Source organism: Vibrio sp. V38_P2S17PM301 (assembly GCF_009904845.1).
Classification (GTDB): Bacteria; Pseudomonadota; Gammaproteobacteria; order Enterobacterales; family Vibrionaceae; genus Vibrio; species Vibrio proteolyticus.
Genome location: NZ_WXWO01000031.1, coordinates 16,041 through 39,328 on the forward strand (window position 1 = coordinate 16,041; position 23,288 = coordinate 39,328).

At 49.7% G+C, this 23,288-nt stretch carries 20 protein-coding genes and 2 pseudogenes; 11 read left to right on the forward strand and 11 right to left on the reverse strand.

Annotation, left to right across the window (positions count from 1 at the left end; genetic code table 11):
- Positions 1–160: 160 nt before the first annotated feature.
- The 4 genes from xdhA to guaD are packed head-to-tail and all read left to right on the forward strand — an operon-like array spanning position 161 to position 6,259.
- A complete protein-coding gene (xdhA, locus tag CAG64_RS07280; RefSeq protein ID WP_161488559.1) occupies positions 161–1,609 on the forward strand; it encodes a xanthine dehydrogenase small subunit in 1,449 nt (482 codons plus the stop codon).
- Positions 1,602–3,983, forward strand: a complete 2,382-nt coding sequence (gene xdhB / locus CAG64_RS07285; RefSeq protein ID WP_161488560.1) for a xanthine dehydrogenase molybdopterin binding subunit — start codon at positions 1,602–1,604, stop codon at positions 3,981–3,983. Before xdhA ends, xdhB begins: the two co-directional genes overlap by 8 nt.
- A gap of 58 nt (positions 3,984–4,041) precedes the next feature.
- Complete coding sequence (gene xdhC, locus CAG64_RS07290; RefSeq protein WP_021705132.1) at positions 4,042–4,893, forward strand: xanthine dehydrogenase accessory protein XdhC; 852 nt, start codon at positions 4,042–4,044, stop codon at positions 4,891–4,893.
- Between the two features lie 28 nt (positions 4,894–4,921).
- Entirely contained in the window at positions 4,922–6,259 is a 1,338-nt protein-coding gene (guaD, locus tag CAG64_RS07295) for a guanine deaminase (protein ID WP_021705131.1), read from the forward strand.
- A 129-nt stretch (positions 6,260–6,388) separates the two neighbouring features.
- Here the strand turns inward: guaD and CAG64_RS07300 are convergent, their stop codons facing one another.
- The 10 genes and pseudogenes from CAG64_RS07300 to puuE all read right to left on the reverse strand — a co-directional run bounded on the left by CAG64_RS07300 (position 6,389) and on the right by puuE (position 14,387).
- Positions 6,389–6,580 carry a hypothetical protein gene (locus CAG64_RS07300; RefSeq protein WP_161448242.1) on the reverse strand — a complete coding sequence of 64 codons (192 nt, stop codon included), beginning with the start codon at positions 6,578–6,580 and terminating at the stop codon, positions 6,389–6,391.
- 152 nt (positions 6,581–6,732) lie between these two features.
- Positions 6,733–7,176: a hypothetical protein gene (locus CAG64_RS07305; RefSeq protein WP_161449016.1), complete on the reverse strand. Its 444-nt coding sequence runs from the start codon at positions 7,174–7,176 to the stop codon at positions 6,733–6,735.
- Entirely contained in the window at positions 7,169–8,923 is a 1,755-nt protein-coding gene (locus CAG64_RS07310; RefSeq protein ID WP_161449014.1) for a hypothetical protein, read from the reverse strand. The genes CAG64_RS07305 and CAG64_RS07310 overlap by 8 nt, the downstream gene beginning before the upstream one ends.
- A gap of 133 nt (positions 8,924–9,056) precedes the next feature.
- A complete protein-coding gene (locus CAG64_RS07315; RefSeq protein WP_161449012.1) occupies positions 9,057–9,272 on the reverse strand; it encodes a hypothetical protein in 216 nt (71 codons plus the stop codon).
- Positions 9,273–9,929: 657 nt separating this feature from the next.
- A pseudogene (locus tag CAG64_RS24075) lies at positions 9,930–10,175 on the reverse strand (urate hydroxylase PuuD); the annotation flags it as partial.
- Between the two features lie 144 nt (positions 10,176–10,319).
- Positions 10,320–11,213, reverse strand: a pseudogene (locus tag CAG64_RS07320) (urate hydroxylase PuuD); the annotation flags it as partial.
- A gap of 15 nt (positions 11,214–11,228) precedes the next feature.
- Positions 11,229–11,792 carry an ureidoglycolate lyase gene (locus CAG64_RS07325; protein WP_161449008.1) on the reverse strand — a complete coding sequence of 188 codons (564 nt, stop codon included), beginning with the start codon at positions 11,790–11,792 and terminating at the stop codon, positions 11,229–11,231.
- 20 nt (positions 11,793–11,812) lie between these two features.
- Complete coding sequence (gene alc, locus CAG64_RS07330; RefSeq protein ID WP_161449006.1) at positions 11,813–12,799, reverse strand: allantoicase; 987 nt, start codon at positions 12,797–12,799, stop codon at positions 11,813–11,815.
- A 147-nt stretch (positions 12,800–12,946) separates the two neighbouring features.
- Positions 12,947–13,462: a 2-oxo-4-hydroxy-4-carboxy-5-ureidoimidazoline decarboxylase gene (uraD, locus tag CAG64_RS07335; protein WP_021705123.1), complete on the reverse strand. Its 516-nt coding sequence runs from the start codon at positions 13,460–13,462 to the stop codon at positions 12,947–12,949.
- A gap of 1 nt (position 13,463) precedes the next feature.
- Complete coding sequence (puuE, locus tag CAG64_RS07340; protein ID WP_161449004.1) at positions 13,464–14,387, reverse strand: allantoinase PuuE; 924 nt, start codon at positions 14,385–14,387, stop codon at positions 13,464–13,466.
- Positions 14,388–14,736: 349 nt separating this feature from the next.
- Here puuE and uraH point away from each other — a divergent pair, with 349 nt between their 5' ends.
- The 4 genes from uraH to CAG64_RS07360 all read left to right on the forward strand — a co-directional run bounded on the left by uraH (position 14,737) and on the right by CAG64_RS07360 (position 19,621).
- A complete protein-coding gene (gene uraH, locus CAG64_RS07345; protein ID WP_040902503.1) occupies positions 14,737–15,087 on the forward strand; it encodes a hydroxyisourate hydrolase in 351 nt (116 codons plus the stop codon).
- Positions 15,088–15,189: 102 nt separating this feature from the next.
- Positions 15,190–16,533, forward strand: coding sequence for an NCS2 family permease (locus CAG64_RS07350; protein ID WP_021705120.1), 1,344 nt, complete (start codon positions 15,190–15,192; stop codon positions 16,531–16,533).
- A gap of 166 nt (positions 16,534–16,699) precedes the next feature.
- The gene (locus CAG64_RS07355) at positions 16,700–18,109 is read left to right on the forward strand and encodes a nucleobase:cation symporter-2 family protein (protein WP_161449002.1); all 1,410 of its coding nucleotides are present in this window, start codon (positions 16,700–16,702) and stop codon (positions 18,107–18,109) included.
- 150 nt (positions 18,110–18,259) lie between these two features.
- The gene (locus tag CAG64_RS07360; protein ID WP_161449000.1) at positions 18,260–19,621 is read left to right on the forward strand and encodes an 8-oxoguanine deaminase; all 1,362 of its coding nucleotides are present in this window, start codon (positions 18,260–18,262) and stop codon (positions 19,619–19,621) included.
- 79 nt (positions 19,622–19,700) lie between these two features.
- On the opposite strand, the gene CAG64_RS07365 is transcribed toward CAG64_RS07360, so the two are convergent.
- Positions 19,701–20,612, reverse strand: coding sequence for a LysR family transcriptional regulator (locus CAG64_RS07365; RefSeq protein WP_161448998.1), 912 nt, complete (start codon positions 20,610–20,612; stop codon positions 19,701–19,703).
- Between the two features lie 188 nt (positions 20,613–20,800).
- On the opposite strand from CAG64_RS07365, the gene CAG64_RS07370 reads away from it, so the two are divergent.
- From CAG64_RS07370 to CAG64_RS07380, 3 genes are read left to right on the forward strand one after another with little or no spacing between them, the layout of a single operon-like run.
- Entirely contained in the window at positions 20,801–21,013 is a 213-nt protein-coding gene (locus CAG64_RS07370) for a DUF1656 domain-containing protein (RefSeq protein WP_161448996.1), read from the forward strand.
- 10 nt (positions 21,014–21,023) lie between these two features.
- Positions 21,024–21,887 (forward strand): efflux RND transporter periplasmic adaptor subunit, encoded by an 864-nt coding sequence (locus tag CAG64_RS07375; protein WP_161448994.1) that lies wholly within the window; start codon positions 21,024–21,026, stop codon positions 21,885–21,887.
- A gap of 12 nt (positions 21,888–21,899) precedes the next feature.
- The gene (locus CAG64_RS07380; RefSeq protein ID WP_161457713.1) at positions 21,900–23,261 is read left to right on the forward strand and encodes an FUSC family protein; all 1,362 of its coding nucleotides are present in this window, start codon (positions 21,900–21,902) and stop codon (positions 23,259–23,261) included.
- Positions 23,262–23,288: the final 27 nt, after the last annotated feature.

The following is a 23,288-nucleotide window of genomic DNA, read 5'->3' on the forward strand; positions in this document are numbered from 1 at the left end:
GTTATAAAAACACAACCATCAGAACATCAAGTTAGAGCCGACTTTAATTGTTGCATTTTTGTAATTTTTTAGTTGACCACATGGTCAAATTATCCAATTATTGACCCAAAGGTCAGAAAATAATTACTGGAACTATAGTGTCAATGTACAAGGAGGTCTCTTGATTACTTTCCTTCTCAATCAAGAACTCAGACAAGAAAGCGAACTGTCCCCCAATATGACGGTACTTAATTACCTACGTAATCAAGTAAACAAAACGGGAACCAAAGAGGGATGTGGTTCGGGTGACTGCGGGGCGTGTACCGTCGTATTAGGGGAAGTCCTTGACGGGCAACTGCATTATCGCTCCGTCAACTCTTGTCTGACGTTTGTTTCCGCACTTCACGGAAAGCAGCTGATCACAGTGGAAGATCTACAAAACAGTGATCGTTCATTACACCCTGTGCAGCAGGCGATGGTCGAGTTTCATGGCTCGCAATGTGGCTATTGTACGCCGGGCTTCATTATGTCCATGTTCGCGCTGAGTAAGAACAAGCCCGCCGCGACTAAAGCCGATGTGATGGAATCGCTGGCTGGCAACTTGTGCCGCTGCACCGGCTACCGTCCGATTGTCGATGCGGCTCTGTCGCTGGCATCCAACGAACCTTTGATGGATCAGTTTACTCATTTCGAGCAACAAATCATCGCCAAATTGGAAAGCATACAAGCACAACCCGCCAGTCTGAGCTTTGGAAAACTCACGGCTTACTCGCCTCGTTCGGTTAACGAACTGGCCCAGTTGTATGTGACCAATCCCAAAGCCAAACTGGTTGCCGGCGGCACCGACTTAGCGCTGGAAGTCACGCAATTTCATCGTGAAATCGAAACGCTGATCAGCGTCAACCTGGTCGACGATATGAAAGTGTGTGAACAGAGCGACACCAACCTGCATATTGGTGCGAATGTCGCGATCAGCGATGCATACCAATTGCTCACTCAACACTACCCAGACTTCGGTGAACTATTACACCGATTCGCCTCGCTTCAGGTGCGGAACCAAGGCACGCTGGGAGGGAACATTGCCAATGCCTCACCGATTGGCGACGCACCGCCGCTACTGATCGCACTGAATGCACAAATCAAGCTTCGCCGCGGTCAACAGACCCGTATCATACCGCTGGAAGACTACTTCATCAGCTATAAAATCACGGCCCAGCAGGAAAGCGAGTTTATCGAGCAAATCATCATTCCTAAGCAAGGCACCGATGAAACCTTCCGTGCTTACAAACTCTCGAAGCGGATCGACGATGACATCTCTGCGGTATGCGGTGCTTTCAATTTACACATCGAAGACAACAAAGTCGTGAACGCACGTATTGCTTTTGGTGGCATGGCCGCGACACCCAAACGTGCCAGTCACTGTGAGAACGCCTTGATCGGGCAAACGTGGAACGAAGACACGATTCAACAGGCGATGCAGGCGATCAATCTAGACTTTGAACCATTGAGCGACTTCCGTGCCAGCAAAGAGTACCGTTCGCTCACCGCAGCCAATATGCTGCGTCGCCTTTTCATCGAAGAGACTCAACGCAACCATCAGATCGAAACAAGGGTAACGTCTTATGTCTAACGCACACACAAATACAATGAGCCATGAAGAAATGATCGCCATTGTTAAACAGGATCTAAAAACCGGCGTTGGCAAAAGCGTTAAGCATGACAGCGCACCTAAACAGGTCACTGGTGAAGCAACCTATATTGATGACCGGTTGGAGTTCCCCAATCAACTGCATGTCTATGCCCGTCTCAGCACACAGGCACACGCCAAAATCACCAAGCTGGATGTCTCACCCTGTTATGAATTTGAAGGTGTAGCCATTGCTATTACCAGTCAGGATGTGCCAGGACAACTTGATATCGGTGCGATTCTCCCCGGCGATCCTCTGTTGGCAGACGGCATTGTCGAATACTACGGACAGCCCGTTATCGCCGTCGCGGCCAATGATATGGACACTGCTCGCAAGGCCGCACAAGCGGCCATTATCGAGTATGACCCCCTGCCCGCGATTCTGGATGTTAAAGAAGCGTTGGCTAAACAACACTTTGTTACGCAGAGCCACCAGCAAAAACGTGGGGACTCGGCGCGAGCACTGGCGAATGCAAAACACGTCCTTGAAGGCGATCTCGAAATCGGCGGTCAAGAGCATTTTTATCTGGAAACTCAGGTCAGCAGCGTGATGCCAACTGAAGACGGCGGAATGATTGTGTACACCTCAACGCAGAATCCGACCGAAGTCCAAAAGCTGGTTGCTGAAGTTCTTGGCGTGCCGATGCACAAAGTGGTCATTGATATGCGCCGAATGGGGGGCGGTTTTGGCGGCAAAGAAACGCAGGCTGCCGCTCCTGCTTGTCTGGCAGCGGTGATCGCTCACCTGACCAAGCGCCCGACCAAAATGCGCCTTCCACGCATGGAAGACATGACAATGACGGGAAAACGCCATCCATTTTATAACCAATATAAAGTCGGATTTGACGACAATGGCGTCATTCAGGGCGCAGACATCGTTGTGGCAGGAAACTGTGGTTATTCGCCCGATCTGTCGAGCTCCATTGTTGACCGCGCCATGTTTCACTCCGATAACGCTTACTACCTCGGTGATGCGACCGTCACTGGCCATCGTTGTAAAACCAACATCGCGTCCAATACCGCCTACCGTGGTTTTGGCGGCCCTCAGGGCATGATGACCATAGAGCACATCATGGACGAAATTGCCCGTTATCTGGGTAAGGACCCGCTGGAGGTTCGCAAAGCAAACTACTATGGTGGTGAAGGACGAAACGTCACGCATTACTACCAAACCGTTGAAGACAATTTCCTTCCCGAGATCACAGAGCAACTTGAACAAAGCAGCGATTATCACGCGCGCCGCAAGGCAATCGCCGAGTTCAACAAACACAGCCCCATCCTGAAAAAAGGATTAGCTATCACCCCGGTGAAGTTTGGTATCTCGTTTACCGCGACTTTCCTGAATCAGGCCGGCGCATTGATCCATATTTACACCGACGGCAGTATTCACCTGAATCACGGCGGTACTGAGATGGGTCAAGGTCTGAACATCAAAGTGGCACAAATTGTTGCAGAGGAGTTTCAGGTCGATGTCGAACGTATCCAGATCACCGCTACCAACACGGACAAAGTGCCGAACACATCACCCACTGCGGCCTCATCGGGCACCGACCTCAATGGTAAAGCAGCCCAGAACGCCGCACTGACGATAAAACAGCGTCTGATTGAATTTGCCGCGTCACATTTCAACGTGTCGCAGGAAGACGTCGTGTTTAAAAACGGCATGGTGGTGATCCGCGATGAGATACTGACGTTCGAAGCGTTTGTGCAACTGGCGTACTTTAATCAGGTGTCATTATCGAGTACTGGTTTCTATCGCACGCCAAAGATTTACTACGATCACGAGCAGGCCAGAGGTCGACCCTTCTACTACTTCGCGTATGGAGCCTCCTGCTCCGAAGTGATTGTGGACACCTTGACGGGCGAATACAAAATTCTCCGTGCGGATATCCTGCATGACGTCGGCGCCTCCCTCAACCCGGCGATCGATATTGGCCAGATTGAAGGAGGCTTCATCCAGGGTGTCGGCTGGCTGACCACTGAAGAACTGATTTGGAATGAGCAAGGCCGATTAATGACAAGCGGCCCGGCCAGTTACAAGATCCCGGCGATCGCCGACATGCCGATTGAGTTCAACACTCAGTTGCTGGAAAACCGCGCGAATCCGGAAGACACGGTCTTTAACTCCAAAGCGGTCGGCGAACCGCCGTTTATGCTGGGAATGTCGGTCTGGAGCGCATTAAAAGATGCGATCGCCTCCGTGGCAGTCGACGGTGCTATACCTAAACTGAACACCCCGGCCACACCGGAGCGGGTATTGATGGCCATTCAACAGGTCACCCAGCCTCAGGCCGAGGCAACCGGCGCAAGTGCTTAAAAAGCATAACGCAAGCATGCCAGCTCGTTGAGAGCTGGCTGAATTCAAGGAGAGAGCTATGTTTAAGGACAATTGGATTCAAGAGCTGGCGCAACTGGAAAAGAACAGCGAGCCATGCGTCATGGTCACTGTGCTTGAAGATCGCGGTTCTGTACCCCGTGATGCCGGAACCAAAATGCTGGTGACACAGGATCGCGTGATCGCCACCATTGGCGGCGGACATCTGGAGCACCTCGCGACTCAGATGGCGCAAGACATGTTGCAGTCCGGCGAGCATGCGCTGAAAGTGGAGCGCTTCAATCTGGGCGCAAGACTCGGCCAATGCTGCGGTGGTATGGCAACACTCAGTTTCGAACCTATTGGTACCCAGCAGAAACACTTGGTTGTTTTTGGTGCCGGCCACGTAGCCAAAGCCCTTTTGCATATCGTCTCCACTCTTCCATTTCGCGTGACCTGGATTGATGAGCGGGAAGATGTCTTCCCGGATTCGCTCCCTCACGGCGTGCAGAAAGTGGTCAGCGATGATCCTGTCGGTGACGTTGCGGACCAACCCGCGAACAGTTATTACCTGGTGATGACGCATAACCACCAGCTCGATTTTGAACTGGCCAAAGCCATCATTAACCGAGCAGACAGCGCCTATTTCGGCATGATTGGCTCGGTCACCAAGCGCAAAAAATTTGATATGCGCCTGGCACAACGCGGCTACAGTGAAGCGCAAATTCACTCAATGATATGTCCGATAGGCATTAGTGCGGTAAATGGGAAACACCCGGCAGAAATCGCGGTATCGGTTGCGGGTGAACTGATCGCACATTATCAGGGTGTCACACTTGAACCAAAGCGCCCTGCCACACACAGTGAGCCAGAGTCGCAGCGCGATATCACCATGGAAGAGAAGATCGCTTAACTCGCAAGAGTTAAAAAGGAAGCAATCAATGACTACGCAAAGAAAAGCTTATCGCGCCAGCATACTGCACAGTATTGCCGACCCTAAAGATGTCGGGCTGGAACACTCTTATCAATATTTTGAAGACGGCCTGTTGGTGGTTGAACATGGACACATCATTGATGTTGGCCCGGCAACCGAGGTACTCAAACGCCAACCTCGCGGGCTGCATGTTACCCAGTACAAAGACAAGCTTATTACTTCGGGATTTATCGATACCCATATACACTATCCGCAGACCGGAATGATCGCCTCTTATGGCGAACAACTTCTTGATTGGCTTGAGAATTACACGTTTCCGGAAGAGCGGCGATTTAAAAATCCAGTGTACGCACATAAAGTCGCCAAACTGTTTTTGGATGAACTGGCCAGTAACGGTACCACCACGGCTCTGGTGTTTGGCACCGTACATAAAGAGTCTGTGGATGTGTTCTTTCAGGAAGCGGAACGACGCAATGTCCGGATGATCGCTGGTAAAGTTCTGATGGACAGAAACGCACCGGATTACCTGAGAGACACACCGGAATCTGGCTACGCAGACTCCAAAGCGCTGATCGAGAAATGGCATAAGCGCGGTCGCTTGTTATATGCAGTGACGCCCCGCTTTGCGCCCACCAGTACACCGGAGCAACTAGCGACGGTCGGAAAGCTGCTCGAAGAGTACCCGGATGTTTACATGCACACCCACCTTTCTGAAAACAAAAAAGAAATCGAGTGGGTTTTGGAACTGTTTCCTGAACGCAACAGCTATCTGGATGTGTACGATCATTACGGTCTCTTGCACAAACGATCCGTCTTTGCCCATGGCATTCACTTATCCGACTGTGAGTGCCAACGTCTGGCTGACACAGAGTCCGCCATCGCCTTCTGTCCAACATCAAACCTGTTTCTCGGTTCAGGGCTGTTCCGATTGCCCAAAATGGAGCAACATGGTGTGCGTGTTGGTATGGGCACCGATGTGGGCGCTGGTACCAGTTTCTCTATCCTGCAAACTATGAGCGAAGCGTACAAAATCATGCAGTTGCAACAAGAGAAGTTGCACCCGCTTAAATCACTGTTCCTCGCCACACTAGGCGGCGCCCGCGCGCTGCATCTGGATGATCAGATAGGCAACCTCAATGTCGGGAAAGAAGCCGATTTTGTTGTTCTGGACTTGCACGCGACGCAGCTAATGCGTTTTCGAATGAATCAGGCAACAACATTGGAAGAAAAATTGTTCGTACTAATGAGCCTTGGCGACGATCGAACTGTTTGCGAAACTTACATCTACGGCGAAAAAGCCTACGACTCCCGCGGCGGCATCCGGGATAAAAAGATCGCTAGCTAAACAGCCACTCTTTACGCCACGCTTTCTCGCGTGGCGCTTTGCTGCTTCCTCTCCAGGGGCCGGGTCTCAGGTACTCAAGGCATCAAAACACGAAACAACCCCATCATGATTTACTGTATATTTGTACAGTTAGCTATCTCGTATGAGTTGGCTAAGGTCGGGGTAAGGCAACTGGGCCAATTGCTCAATGACAAATGCAACATGGTGGATGGAATAATCAGGCAATGCTTCAGCAATAATATAAGGATCCGGCACACCCTGTCGGGCATGTTCCACAATAAGAAGGACCAGTTGTTGGGCATCAGTTTTGACAGGTAACATACGGCTATTCCCACTCTCGTTTTAAGGCGATACGACACTATTATGGTGTGCGGGGAATAGCTAGTGTTTTAATAAAAAGAGATGGGGTTAAGTTACCGCCTAAACCAAAACATAGGAAAATCACGACAGTATTTAATTAAACTATAACTCTATCATTCACATAAACTTAATGAGTTGACATAAACGTCTTTAGAGTAACGTTCAACAGCTCTATTTTTAGGGCAAATATCATAACCAAGATTTTGGTAAGTATTTGCAATGAAATATCGTAATGCTCCTCCCATAATGATAAATACTACTAAAATACTAAGGCCTAGAGTCAAAGCTTTTGGGAGATAGCCCTCTGTCGAGCGACCTTTCAATTTCACATCATAATAGGCTTTGGCAAAAACCGTTAAACACGCAATCAAAAAGCCAATAATGACAAAAAACACAATATAAGATGCGTAGCCATATACAGTAAATGTGCTCACACTCATAAAACCGTTTGTTAATAAGTTAAGGTGCGCTTTAAATTGATGAGCGTACCCCCATCCTAGAATAACAATGCCGATGATACCTACTGCATTCCAGAGTAGATCTTTAACTTTACTCATCTATCGCTTCCTTAATTGAATCAATCATTGGCTGTGTATACTTATAATCATTGTCAATTATATCTAGAACTTGCCCCACTGCATATGAAACGATCGCGACAGCTCCTAGTGTTACAACAATTGGTATAGAAGCCGAAGAAACTGTCACAAAGCCAGCAGCGACCGCACCTCGAATCACAGCGGACATGGCCACTTGAACAATTCTCGTAGCGATACCTGTCGACACAAGGGCTTTGGTAATATCTGCTGTTGAATGCCCTGCAACATCACCAAGAGTTTTCTCATCGTTTACTAGATAATCTATAACATTTATTCCGACGGCCAAAATGACTTCTAGTTGTACGGTGGTTCTTAGATATGCTAAGTGGCCTTGACCTTCAAGCAGTCCGATACCATATTTTAATACCTGTGGATTACTTGCTCCCCACTTTTGGCCTTTGAGTAAAGTCTTAAGGTGGCGTTTAAAGTTCTTTAGTATTAGCCAATCTTTGCCATTAATCTCTTTAACATAAGCAGTAACGCCAAGACCTCCTAGGGCTATAGCTGTATCCTCTGCTCCCTTTAGTCCATCATAGAGTCCATAGGTGTCTTTGATGGTAGTAAGATAGCTCTTCGTATTGTTGGTATCGAAGTTATCTTGAATAAACTGAGCGACATCTAGCCCAAGTTCTTCAACAAGATTAACGGTAAACTCAGTGGCCTCACTGATTGACATTAGAGCTATCGTTGTTTTATCTCCGACATATTTGATTTCTATCTCTTCCCCCGTAAGGAAGTTGTACGGAGGCCAGTACATATAGGTCGGATTTAATACAGGCACGTTATCTTTAATGCTCTTGCTTTCCGTGATGTTCACGGTCTGCGCATCAATTTCATGCTGATTGTAACGTCCCCAAGTGTCGCCGTACGGATGCACAGCCGCCAGGGTTTCTATCGGTGAGGGCGCTTCATTCTCTGGTGTAGGTTCGCCACTGCGTTCAAGCAGTGGTGTTTGCTTAGTACCGACCACCTGGTCCATATCCAGCGTCATAGCATGTTGGTTCAGCCAATCGACTCTGGCATCGGCCAACTCATCCGCAGTAAGCTTTTCTTCCCGATACAACAGGTGCTGCTCGGGCGCGGGCTGACCTTCAATCTTATAGGGCAGCAAAATGCTGGCGTAGTGATGCTCAGAAAGCAGCTCTTCAGTTAAGTTTGAAGCATCCGATCGCGTCACCTGGAACGTCCAACGACCGTCACCGACCACTTTGAATTCTTTTGTCAGTTTGCCTTCAGAAAGCAGGTAAAAATACCCGGCGGTCGGCCAGCCAAGGCGCGTTTCACTGACCTGAACAGCCAGCTTCACCGGTATAAATTCGGCATTGATTTTTTGGCTGTCAGTCGGGTTAGGTATGACCGTGTACGCGTCCGACTGGCCGCTGTGCAAAAACAGATCGTGATAGAGCGTCTTCTCTTCGGCCTCAAAACACTGAGCGGTCAGAATACAGTCGCCTTCATGGGTCTGCTGTTTTTTCCATTGGGCAACCGCTTTTTCGTTATCGGTCGCACCCAGCAACCAGACGCCAGTCTGTAAAGTATTGAGCTCATCCGGGGTGCAGTAGAGCTTGAGGTTCACTTCTTGTCCCGGCGCTTTCTCGGGTATGTCCTTGACGGGACCCTCCGCAGGACGGGTCAGTGCAGTCTCGTCCACAACGGGTTTATAACCTGCGCGTACCACCTTACGTGACGAATCAAAGTCTATTGACATGAGGGCTTCCCAAAAACGACATCACAAATCCGGTATTGTACGATGTGGGGAGGTGTCAGACGTAGTCGGAAAGGCTAGGCAAAATCACGGATTGACTGGTGATTTTGCCCTTTGTAGAAATTTGAGGAGAAGGTCACAGTGAGCTTAACCGGGCGGCGCTTTGTTTTGATAATCTCGGTGAATATTGCATCATCAATCGATACACATCGACGCTATCAAAGTCACTCGCGAGCAACGTATCATTCAATGCCAGAACAAATTGCAGTGCCGGCAAAAAGTCGCCATCGTTGAGTACATTAAAAACCAGACTCACTTCATCAAGAAAGGTCAGTTGCTTCTCCTGAATCATTTCACGGAACGGTTCAAGATCTGCGCTTTGTTGAGTGTCGCGGCTGACAGGACTTGTTTGGACACCAACTGGACTGGCTCATTCAGCATACGCTGACTTTGCAAAGAGCGTCGTTTAGAATGCTTTGTGTCAGACTGTATTCTTGCGCTCGCTGCATCATCGATGCGGGTAACGTTATCATCGATACCAATGGCTAGCTGGTGAACTGGTGGGTAACCTGAGTGATATGACTGTTGAACTAGTACCTTTTCTATACTTATCGTCAAGGACAATCCAGTATATACGAAGTCGAAATGATGACATTCAGCCTATACGCTATTTTCAGCGTAGGAGAAATAGAAAATAGTAAAAGCAGCCCAAAAGGCTGGCTTTACTTTATTAGTCAATTCGCAGTCTAGATAGACATATGACGTCTATATGTCGGAGTCTGAAACACTGGCGCTACTAGCATTCATAACAACACGTTCAGAAGCCAGTTGAGGTACGTTTCGTTGGTTATGCCTTAAACAAGGCTTTCTACACTCGCTTATTGGCTTAATATAAAAAATCCCCGGACAGGGGCCGGGGCGCAGAAAGGTGTGCGAAATGACGAGAGATTGTTAAGTGCGCTGCCAAGCAGCGCAATCTGCCGCCTAAGCGGCAGATCCTGAGCCGACGCTACTGGATACTCGCGCCCTGCTCTACCCAATTCCCGATGAGGGCTCGTTCATCATCGGTCATTTGAGTCAGGTTACCCAACGGCATTACCTTAGTGGCAACCGCCTGAGCAATAATCCTTGGTGCATTATTTTTGATCTCTTCCGGGGTATCCAGAATGACACCTGCTGGCGCCGTTTTAAACGCAGCGTGAGTCGGATTCGCAGAATGGCAGACTGAGCAGCGCTCCTGAATCACTTCATTGACCTTAGCAAAAGCGATCCCATGCTCGGTGACATCTGCGTCATGAGAAACCGGTTGAGCCTTGGTGCCTGCGGATGCTTGTGCCTCATCAGACACTTGACTGCTTTGTGTGGCCACTTTCGCAATCGGCGCTGATGATGACTGACTGGCATACGGTGACGTAATAAAAGCCAGTGTAATCATCCCTAATGCCGCCACCGGAATGGTCCACGCATACTTCTGACTTCCATGACGAGTGTTGAAGTAGTGACGCACCAGAATACTGAATACCGCCAGACCGGCCAGAATCGCCCAGTTGTATTCTGAACCGTAAGTACTCGGGAAATGGTTACTGATCATAATAAACAGTACCGGTAACGTCAGATAGTTATTGTGACGTGAACGCAACAAGCCTTTGGCCGGAAGCAACGGATCGGGCTCGCGGTTTTCTTCAATCGCTTTCACCAAGCCGCGCTGAGCAGGCATGATAACGCGAAAGACATTACCGACCATGATGGTGCCGATGATCGCGCCGACGTGGATGTAGGCACCGCGACCACTGAATACCTGAGACAATCCATACGCTGCGCCAACCAAAAGCACAAACAGCACCAGCCCCAGCAACGCCGGTGTTTTTCCAAGTGGTGAGTCACACAACAAATCGTATATAAACCAACCGGCAACCAATGCACCGACACCGATGGCAACGGCCGTGCCCGGCGTTAGCCCCGATCCTGGAGCGATCAGATAAATCTCTGCATTCAGGTAGTACACCACGAACAACAAAGCGATACCGGTTATCCAGGTGAAGTACGCTTCCCATTTAAACCAGTGCAGGTTTTCTGGCATTTGAGGTGGTGCCAGTTTGTATTTTTCCAGATGGTAAATTCCTCCACCATGGATAGCCCATAGGTCACCGGACAAACCGGTTTTAGGGTTAACCCGGTTGAGGTTATTCTCAAGCCAGACAAAGTAAAACGACGCACCAATCCAGGCGATGCCGACTATCATGTGAACCCAGCGAATCGCCAGATTCAACCACTCCGTGATATGTGGATCCATAATAAAACTCCTGTATTACAGCGAGACCACGTCTCGCTGTATCTCTTCCTTGTTGCTGTTGCCCGGAATGTCTTCCAGATGCAGTGACACCAAATCGGTGTCAAAGAATACTTCATCACAGTTATGCCCCTCACCAGCCCGATCAACGATCAGAAACTGATCCTGATCACTCAGCGCCAGAACCGGATGGTGCCAAACCCCTTTGTGGTAATTGACCCCTTGACGTCCGTTGCTAATGAACGCCCGGCAATGAGATAACTGCGGATGATCGCCTTTCGGCGCAACAACAATCAGATAAGGTCGCCCAAACAATGGAACGAACGCCTGAGAGCCTAAAGGATGGCGTTCAAGCATCCGTATCGTCAGCGGATACTCTAGCGGTGTGGCCTGAAAAATACTCAGGATGGCCTGACCACACTGATCTGCCACGTCCGCACTGGCAAGTTTGTGGTAACGGCGCGTTGAACCGTTATTGATCATGAAGTAATCACTGTTTTCGGTTTCAATCACATCCCCAAACTCAGCAAATGCATCTTTATTGAGAGGTTCTATTTTCAGACGGCGAATTCCATTGCTCATAGTGCTTCCCTTGCTGTGAATTAACCGGCTTTAGTGCCGAACAAACGTAGGCGGCTAACACCACCATCCGGGAAAATGTTCAGACGCACATGCGTCACAGGCCCGATATCGTTCACTTGCGACACAAACTCATGGATTTCATGTGCACTGAGTTTCTGCGCTGGTAACAATTCACGCCAGAACAAGCTTTGTGTCGCAACCTGATCGTCGGTACCACCTTTGACGTAGGCAGCCTGAATAGAACAGCTGTCCGGGTAGTTCCCTTTGAAGTGTGCGGTGTCGACAACCACTCGTTCGATATTCCCTGCATGACCTAAGGCCACGATCACCCAATCGTTACCAGGCGTGCGACGTCGTGCCGTTTCCCAGCCATCACCCATGTTTTCACCACGTCCCGGGCCAAGAATATTGGACGTTTTACCGTAATGTTCATCACTGCATGCCAGTGCACGACCACCATGCTCAACCGCAGCCAGGTCAATCTGTTGCTGGGTATCGATCGCTTCCCAATCCACGCTTGGAGTCCCGTAAATACGCAGACGTGCTACACCACCATCTGGGTAAATATTGAGGCGCACATGGGTGTACACTTTACCGCTCTCGATGTTACGCAGGTGATGGCTGTCGCCAGCCAGACTAAGTGACGGCAGGATCTCTTCCCATTGTGTGGCATCGTCCGGATCGCCTTGTGGTGAGTAACACGCATCCAGCGAGGCCGAAGGCGGAAAGTTACCAGTAAAGAAACTGGTATCGATATCTACGCCCGCAATCGTTCCGGCTAAACCTAAGCGTACAACACAGAAATCGTAGCCTTCTCCGCGTTTACGTCGGGTTTCCCAACCGTCCATCCACTTGCCATTGTCATCGAACACCGCTTCTTTCCATACTGGTGCTTCCCGACGTAACAGACGGCTTTTGTCTGCGAAAAAGTCATCGGTAGCGTACAGCGCCTGAGCGCCCAGTTTGTCGTCTGCGAGGTTGATGTATTGTTCAAAATCTAAGGACATTTCCGTCATCCTTCCAATTAATCCAATTAATAATAAAAACGAGTTTGTACCTGCTTCACGTCTGCTCAGACAGGTACCCCACAGCAGTGAACCAATTCGCTCCTCTGCTGTTTATGACTGGCATGAGATAGCTGCCGACTCTGCGACTTACATATCCCAGAGGCGGAAAAAGGCGATCTTGTTGATCTCTTTCAGCGCCGTAACAAACTCAGTTTCACTATCATTGCCTAATCGCATCTCGAACGATTCAAGAATTTGGTAACGATTGGCCCCTTTTACTGCCATGATAAAAGGGAAGTTGAAGCGATCCTTGTAGCTGTTGTTGTAATAAGTAAATTTTTCAAATTCCTCGGGTGAACACTGATCAATGCCCGCTCCCGCCTGCTCTGCGGTGGAAGCTGCCGTCAGTTCACCGTTGACCGCGGCGCGGCCGGCTAAATCCGGGTGAGCATTAATGAGAGCCAGTTGTTGTTCGGGTTGTGCCGTCAACAAAGTGGAGGCCATTTTCAGATGAAGATTCTCGATGTCATTGTCTTCTTGCGACAAGCCCTGGTCATAGACTTTTTCGGCCACCCACGGGCTGTGTTCGTACACATCACCGAAGTGAGACACAAACTCCTCGCGCGCCATTTGGGTCGGTTTGCAAAAACGAAATTGTGTCATGTTACTGCTCCTGATTCAGTTGATAAGGGTGATGTTCATGCCAGTGGCGTGCAATATCGATGCGTCGACACAGCCATACCTTGTCGTGCTGCTTGACGTAATCCAGGAAGCGGCGCAGTGATGCAATACGACCCGGACGACCAATAAGACGACAATGCAAACCGACTGACATCATCTTCGGCGCTGTCTCGCCTTCAGCGTATAAAGTGTCGAACGTGTCTTTGAGATATTGGAAAAACTGTTCGCCGGAATTGAAGCCCTGAACGGTCGCAAAGCGCATGTCGTTGACGTCCAGCGTATACGGGATCACCAATTGAGGGCGTCCAGCTTCGGTATGCCAGTATGGCAAGTCGTCGTCATAAGCATCAGAGTCATAGAGAAAGCCCCCTTCTTCCGCGACCAAACGTCGCGTATTCGGTCCGGTTCGTCCGGTGTACCATCCCAGCGGGCGTGACCCGGTAACGGATTGAATAATTTCAATCGCTTTCATCATATGGTCACGTTCTTGAGATTCATCGGTGTATTGATAGTCAATCCATCGATAGCCATGACTGCAAATCTCATGTCCGGCTTCCACCATGGCTTTTGCCACAGCAGGGTGACGCTCAAACGCCATGGCAACCGCAAACACAGTCAATGGAATGTTGTACTCATCAAATAACTTTAATACCCGCCACACACCGGCACGACTGCCGTATTCATAAATCGATTCCATGCTGATGTGTCGCTCCCCTTTCAGGGGTTGTGCGGAGGGAATTTCGGACAGAAACGCTTCTGACTCATCGTCTCCGTGAAGAACACAGCGCTCTCCACCTTCCTCGTAATTCAGGACAAACGAAACGGCAACTCGGGCATCCCCAGGCCATTTAGGATGTGGAGGATTTGGCCCGTAGCCAATGAGGTTTCTTGAATAGTCCTTATCCATTCAGGCTCTCCTTAATATGGGGCGAAACCGTATCGCCCAACCAAACCTTACCTAAACATTGTATACAATAATTTATCTTAATGTAAAGATTTTGTTGTTAAAGTTAACTTCTTCAACAACATCCTTTTATATCAAACAATTAGGGGTAAAGCATGATAAAATACTGCTTTGACACAGTTCACAAAGTCATCATACAAGCAAAAATACGCGTAACATTTACATAACAAACGACTTTACTAACCGAGTATTTTGTGTACATATATAGTTATCAGCAAGAGAAAAGCACCACCTCTTGTATACAAAGTTTTTCAATCAAAGCTAAGGAGAGCGCCACGCGCTGACGTAAATTATGGGAAAACTAACCACACATGTTTTGGATACAATGCATGGTACTCCGGGGGCGGAAATCAAAGTAGAACTGCATCAAGTAGACGGTAGTTCACTGGTATACATCAAAGATGTCACCACCAACTTCGATGGCCGGACAGACAGTCCAATGCTGGAGGGCAATGAGTTCGTCGCCGGAAAATATCAGCTCACCTTCTATGTCGCTGACTACTATCGCGCTAAAGGTGTGGATATCGGTGACATTGCTTTTTTAGATGACGTGGTGATCCGTTTTGGCATCAGTGAAGACAGTCACTACCACGTCCCGCTACTCGTCTCGCCTTACAGCTTTTCCACTTATCGTGGCAGCTGATTTCAATAACAACTAATAGCGTCAGGGACTAGATATCACTGGGAGAATTGAAGTCAGGTTGTATTCAATTTAAAGGAAATACATTTAAAAGGACTTGCTGACATGAATGAAAGCAAAGCGGATGTGCTGAGCGAGGGCCAGCCAGAGGGCTTTCTTGAGCGTTTTTTTAAGCTAAAGGCGCATGGGACCAGCGTAAAAAACGAGTTAGTCGGTGGTGCAACCACATTTGCCACCATGGCCTACATTATCTTCGTCAATCCACAAATTATGGCTGCGTCCGGGATGGATGCCGGCGCGGTGTTTGTCGCAACCTGTATTGGTGCTGCCATTGGCTGTTTGCTTATGGGTTTGTTTGCCAACTGGCCTGTCGGCTTAGCGCCGGGCATGGGGTTGAACGCCTTTTTCTCTTTCACTGTGGTCAGTGAAATGGGTTACAGCTGGGAAGTCGCACTGGGCGCCGTGTTTATCTCCGGGGTGCTGTTTGTCGGCATGAGCTTTTACAAAGTGCGTCAGTGGATCATTGAGAGCATTCCAGAAAGCTTGCGCTATGCAATGACAGCCGGGGTGGGCTTATTTCTTGGTCTCATCGGCCTTAAAACCGCAGGGATCGTCGTTGATAACCCGGCCACACTGGTGTCATTGGGTGACTTCACGAAACCAGAAGCTTTGTTAGCCGCGATTGCGTTTCTGATCACTGCCATCTTAAGTGAGCGCCGTGTGTTTGGTGCCGTACTAATTGGGATTCTCAGCGTGACGTTAATTGGCATGATGCTCGGGCTGGTTCACTACAACGGCTTTTTCTCTGCGCCGCCAAGCCTTGCTCCTACGTTTCTGGCGATGGACATCGCGGGTGCGATGAACGTATCAATGATCAGCGTGATCCTGGCGTTCTTGTTCGTCAATATGTTCGATACCGCGGGTACCTTAATGGGCGTGGCCGAACGAGCCAATCTGGTCAACAAGGAAACCGGTAAAATTGAAGGTCTGAGCAAAGCGCTCAAAGCAGACAGTATTTCCAGTGTTGCTGGCGCGTGTGTTGGCTGCCCTCCGGTCACAAGTTATGTGGAAAGTGCCGCCGGCGTTTCTGCAGGCGCGCGTACCGGTTTGTCTGCGATTGTCGTCGCGCTCTTATTTGTTGCTGCGATCTTCCTTTCTCCGATTGCCGGAATGATTCCAGCCTATGCCACGTCAGGCGCTCTGATTTATGTCGCCTTTGTCATGATGAGCAGTATGCAGAATGTCGACTGGAAAGACTTCACCAATGCCGCCCCAGCGGCGATCACTGCCCTGATGATGCCGCTGACCTTCTCTATCGCGAACGGTATTGCGCTCGGTTTTATCACCTACACGGTTTTGAAAGTGTCGACTGGTAAAACCAAAGACGTTTCAATTTCGATGTACGCACTGACGGTGATCTTCATCGCCAAACTGGTCTACATCGGTTAATTACAATCAAAAAATAATTCACACGTTCACCAGCCCGGAGTCTTACTCTCTGGCTGGTTTCGTGTACCCAAATTTCATGTACTACGCAGTTTGTAGTTCATAGATTGCCGACTCAACGAGAGAACAACAGAGAACCCAAACAGACTCACTCTCTGAGGAACAACATATGAAACTTCTGTATACGCTCAATCAACGTCCGCCACGCAGCATTACTCTGCTATTGGCACTCCAGCACATGTTGGCTTCCATCGGCGGCATCGTTGCCGTCCCTTTGATCGTCGGGGCGTCCATCGGCCTTCCGAATCAGGAAATCGTTTCTTTAATCAACGCAGCCTTGTTGGCTTCTGGTGTCGTCACCATCGCACAATGCATCGGCTTCGGACCTGTGGGCATAAGACTGCCTGTTGTCATGGGCTCAAGCTTCGCTTTTCTCGGTGTTGGTATCACCATAGGCAAAGAAGGTGGCGTCGGCAGCATCATGGGCGCGGCGCTGATCGGTTCATTCGTGGTCATTTTTGCCAGCTTTTACATGGATCGGGTGCGCAAACTGTTCCCTACTCTGGTCAGCGGTGTGGTAGTCACATTGATCGGCTTGACCATTCTGCCAGTGGCAATGAACTGGGTTGGTGACGCACCCGCGGCCAGTGACAAGTTCGCCACACTGCCGAAACTGTTCCTGGCGATTGTGTCTCTTGGAATTGTTGTTGCGGTTTCCGTGTACTGCCGCGGGGCGGTGGCGGCCTCTGCGATCGTGATTGGCCTGGCTGGCGGTTACCTCGTCGCTTTATCGCTGGGCATGGTCAATCTGGAACAAATCAACACCGCTGCCTGGATAGGCGGACCGGAACCCCTGAAGTACGGTCTGAGTTTTTCCACCAGCGCGATCATCAGTATGAGTCTGGTCTACATCGTCGTTATCGCGGAAGCGACCGGAGACTTCATGGCGCTGGCGAATAACTGTCACACCAAAGTAAGCGGCAAAGATCTACAACGCGGCCTGCTTGGCGATGGCCTTGGTAGCACGCTTGCGTCTTTGCTCACCGCCATGCCGCTGGCATCATTCAGCCAGAATGTCGGAATTGTAGGCATCACCGGCGTCGCCAGCCGCTACGTCGTTGCCGCCACCGGTGGCTTGTTGATCCTCGGAGGCCTGTTTCCGAAACTGGCCGCCATTGCGGTCACCATTCCCAAGCCCGTGCTCGGCGGTGTGGGTTTTGTGATGTTCGGGATGATTGCTTATGCCGGTATACGTATGCTGATCAAAGCCGCCGATACCAAACGCAACGCTCTGGTGGTGTGTGTCGGCCTGGCGTCCGGTTTGGCGGTGACCTTTGAACCGCGTCTCTTGCAGCATCTGCCTCATGATCTGGCCAACTTCCTCCACTCCGGGATTACGACTGGCACAATCGTGACTGTATTGCTGCATCAGTTACTGCCAAAATCGACTCGCAAAGAAGAGCGTGAAGCGTTGAAAGAGAGCCGCGCTCAGGTTCAGGAAGCCATTGCTCGCAAGTCACAGGCAGCCGAAGTATCGGATGCACAGAACGCAAATACGCTGAAACCACAACAAGATTAGTTGCTCATAGCAACTACGGAGCCATCGGGCCTTCTGGCCCGTTGGCAAAACTCACTGACTATTCACTCCCGACACTGGTTCATTATCGCCAGTCTAAGGAGCAAAGACCGTCTCCCCTGCAATGGTTGATACGGCTAAGGATATTTATGAATGGAAACCATTTGGATTAAGAATCCACTCGCCATCTACACGGGCAACTCTCAGGATGCGCGTGGTGGCTTGGTAATACGAGGCAATCAGATCATCGAATTGATTGCCAAACATCAATCTCCCTCTCATACCATTGATTACACTGTCGATGCATCGCATCATGTGATCACGCCCGGTCTGATTAATGCCCACCATCACTTCTATCAGACACTTACCCGCGCCTATCCGGACGCACTCAATAAAGAGCTGTTCCACTGGCTAAAAAGCCTGTATCCCGTCTGGGCTAATCTGGACGAGGAAATGATGAGCGTCGCCACCGAACTGGCACTGGTTGAACTGATGCTGTCTGGCTGCACCACCGCGTCTGATCACCACTACTTATTGCCCGGCGGTTTGGAACACGCTATCGACTTACAAGTCGAAGTGGCTCAAAAGTTGGGAGTGCGCGCTATTTTTACCCGTGGCTCCATGAGCCTGGGGGAAGACGATGGTGGTTTACCGCCTCGTCACACCATTCAGACCGAACAAGCGATTGTCGATGACAGCTACCGTCTGATTCGCCAATACCACCAACATCATGACGGTGCGATGACCCAGATTGCACTGGCGCCCTGCTCACCGTTTTCTGTTACCACGGATTTGATGAAAGAAACCGCATACATCGCCTCTCAGGAAGGGGTTATGATGCACACCCATCTGTGTGAAACACTGGATGAAGAAGATTTCTGTATCGAGCGTTTTGGCATGCGCCCCGTCGATTATCTGGAAGATGTCGGGTGGCTAAATCAGCGCACCTGGCTGGCGCACGGTATCCATTTCAGCGCTGAAGAAATTCGCCGCTTAGGCAAGGCCGGGGTTGGTGTCAGCCACTGTCCTACATCCAATATGATGCTGGCATCCGGCATCTGTAAGAACAATGAGCTGGAAGCCGCCGGAGTGAAAGTCGGCCTTGGTGTCGATGGGTCTGCATCCAACGATGGTTCCAATATGATCGCGGAAGTACGCATGGCCATGTATCTGCAGCGGCTGCAATACGGTTCGGCGAATGTGTCTCACCTTGATGCGCTGCGTTGGGCGACCAAAGGCTCAGCGCAGGCAATGGGCAGAAGCGATATCGGTGAACTAGCGATCGGTCTGCAAGCCGACCTGGCAATGTTCAAGCTTGATGACATTCGCTTTTCCGGCAGCCATGATCCTCTTGCCGCGCTGCTGCTGTGTGGTGCTCAGCAAGCTGACCGGGTGATGATCGCCGGTCACTGGCGCGTGCTCAATGGTGAAGTGATCGGCGTTGATCTCAACCAGTTAATGCGACGCCACCGGGCGGCTGCCCAACGTCTAGCAGAAAAAGCCCTGCAATCCTGATTCAGATAAACGAAAGCCGCGCAAGCGGCTTTTACTGCCTTATCAACCATCACCGCACCCAATCGGTGTCTCTATCAGACTACGCATTCAAATCTGTCAGCAGTTTTTGACGATACTCTTCCACCACCTTAATGATCGACGGCTTCACTTCGCTGATCTGCTTGGATGGCGGGCACCAAAGCCCCACCGCCAATTTGTACCCCTCTAACATGGCCGATGTGTTCACTGGCTGGATAGCGTGATCCGAGAATTCCGAATGAGCGAACGTTTTCGGCAGAATAGACCACCCTAACCCGGCTTCGACCATTTTGATGATCAAGGCGAGTTGGTCCACTTCTTCGTAGTTGGAACTGACAATGATTTTTTCGCTCATGCCCTCTTGCAGCAGAGAGCGCAGTACAAATTGTTTGGAATTTCGCAGCGCCATCAATACCTCATCAGGCGCCAGAGCCGCCAAATCCCCGTTTTTCTGCACGAAGGGGAGAAACTCGAAATGCCCCAAAAACGTGGAGTCTAAACTGTGCATGGCCTGACTATCGTGTACGTTCACCAGCCCGAAATGATACTCACCACTTTGCAGGCCCTGTTTTATCTCACTTTTATTACGGACCAGAAAGTTCACCCGCATCATCGGAAAGTCAACCGCCAGCTGCATTCGAATCAACACCAGAAAGTTATGCGGAATGACGCTGGAGTATGCAATGTTGATATTTTCCAGCCCGCCATACGCCAGACTTAATGCAACTTTGTCAAAAGTACGCGCCTGTTCGATGGTCTGCTTGGCATAATGATACAGCAAATGCGCATCCTCGGTGGGTTCGACAGAGCGCCCCACTCGCTCAAACAAACGGACCGCCAGCAAATCTTCGAGGTTTGTGATCACCTGGCCAATCGTTGTTCGGTGCTTACTTAATTTTGCCGCTGCCTTACTAAAAGAGCGCACATCATACACTGTGACAAACGCGAGCAATTGTTCAAAACTAAACTGCATTTTTCTTACTCCATCTTTCTCACATCCAAACCAAGTCAAAACGCATATTCTTGGGTTAAAAAGCGATCAAAACCCTCTCTAATGGTCAATATAACATCATCATGTAGGATTGGATCCTACATATGCGATTATCATATCAAGGATAAATGGCTTTATCTTTCTATTCATCAAACCAATAGAGAAAAACCATGAACTCAATGCCACATGAACTCGTCTGGGGAGAAGTCTACTTTCCCCCCTTATTGCTGGTTGTCGCATTAGCGTATCTTCTGACCATTTTGGTCGGTACCACCGCCGCGAAGCTTGGGTTGTACAAATACATCGCTTTTCCCGCTCTGGCAGAACTGAGCTTAATCGTCATTTTTATTGGTGTTATTGGCCAATTCATTACCATTTTTTGAGGCAGTTACTGTGATTAAACGTTATCTCTTCACTCTGATACTGATGTGCACCGCAGGTGTCGTAGGCTACAACCTGTACCAAACGTACTCCAGCCACCCTTGGACACGCGATGGTCAGGTCAGCGCTTATATCGTTTCTGTGACTCCTCGAGTAACCGGGCAAGTCACACAAGTCTATGCCCAGGACAACTCACAAGTAAAAAAAGGCGACCTGCTGTTTGAAATTGATGCCAGCCTCTACAAAGCGGCCTATCACAAAGCACTGGCCAGTGAAAAACAGGCGTTAGCGCTACTGGCAAAAGCAAAAAATGAAGCACAGCGTGCACGGAAACTGGAGAAACGTACTCCAGGTGCAGTGCCAGTACTGACGTTGAACAACCTGAACAACGCCGTAGAAACCGCCGCGGCCAATGTGGAGTTAGCCAAAGCGAACGTCGAAGAAGCGCGCCTGAACTTAGATTTCACGCAAGTGCATGCGCCAACAGATGGCTACATTACCAATTTCAACCTGCGTGTCGGCTCACAAGTAGTGGCCAATACTCCGGTGGTTGCTCTGATCGATGAAAACAGTTTCTGGATTGAAGGTTACTTCAAAGAGACCGATTTAGTTGGCGTGGATCCGCAAGACAGCGCGTACGTGACACTGATGACGCACGACGACATCGTGCTGGAAGGCAAAGTGAAAAGTATTGGTTACGGCATTGCAAAGCAAGATGGCAGCACTGGCAACGATCTGCTCCCGAACGTCAACCCAAACTTCCAGTGGATTCGCCTGGCCCAGCGTATACCGGTTAAAATTCAGCTTGAGCAAGTGCCTGACACCTTGCAACTTCGAGTTGGCATGACCGCATCCGTTAAAATCATCAAACACTAAGTGGAGATGGCCATGTTGAGTGCCTCAACCAAAGAAGCGATCAAAGCCGCGCTCGCCATCGTGCTATCCATCAGCCTGGCGTTATGGTTTCAATGGGAAAAACCCTACTGGGCAGCGATTGCGGTCGCCGTGATGGCATTGAACGAAAGCTTTGCACACTCAATAAGCAAAGGGCATAACCGACTGGCAGGCACGGTACTGGGGACCGGTTACGCTTTCTTCCTGATTGCGCTGTTTTCACAGAACCAGTTCTTGTTTCTGACCTTCTTCACGCTGTTTCTCGCGCTATGCCTGTTTATGTCCAGCGACGAAAAATACGGTTATATCTTTTCTATCGGTTTTGCGGTGTGCTCAATCGTTGCCTGTATGGGCGGGTTCGATAACCAGGCAACATTCCACTTTGCGGTGCTGCGCTTACAAGAAACTCTGCTGGGCGTCGCAACGTTTTCGCTGGTGTATCGGTTGATGTGGCCTGTGAATACAGAGCAGCATTTCTTTCAACGTTTCGAAACCAGTCGGCAAACGTTACTCGATGCGATCAACAGTCGCCACCAAATAGACATTCAGGCACTGGAAGCCAACGCCGATAACATCAATAAGCTGTCTCAACTGATTCGTTTGCCTAAAACCGGGGCTTATCGGCTAAAACAGCATCAACGCAGTTGGAAAACACGTATTGATGAAATGGCACAACTTCAGGCACGCCTAAGCGATATAGCACACCAAGAAGAGCATAATAACGACGATCACAGGATCGACTGGACCACGCTAGCCAAGCAGATAGAAAGCTTCGACATTACTGCGCCTCAAACCTCGCTGGTGGGCCACTTTCTGGCCGAAGCGAACAGCCAACGCACTTTGTGCTGGCATCAAGAGCACCGAAGCTTTGTACAACATCTCAACGAAGACGGACGCAAAGTGTTGCAGGGCGTCGCCATGTTCGTCGTGTCGTTAATGATTTGGATTTATTTACCGGTGCCCGGTGGGTTTATTTTTCCAATGATTGCCGGTGTGTTTGCGTCTATTGTACCGACATTGCCGCCTAGCGTGATAAAAGACGCCTTTTTCGGCGTGATAGGCACAGGATCGGTGATCTTGTTGCAATACATTTTTATCATGCCGTTGATGACCGAACTGTGGCAGTTGGCTTTGTTTTATTTCGTTAACGTAGTGGTTATCTGGACGGTGTTTTCTACCCCAAAACTGATGATCCACCGGATTCTCGGCGTTAACCTGCTGGTGGTGCTGACGTCTGGAGCCCTTAATCTCACGCCCGTATACCGAATAGAAACACCACTACTGATGCTGACTAATATTTTAATTATTTTGATGGTCTCTAAGTTGTTCACTGATCTCTTTCGCCAGTCAGCGTAAACCCACACCCGAGCAGCAAACACGAGA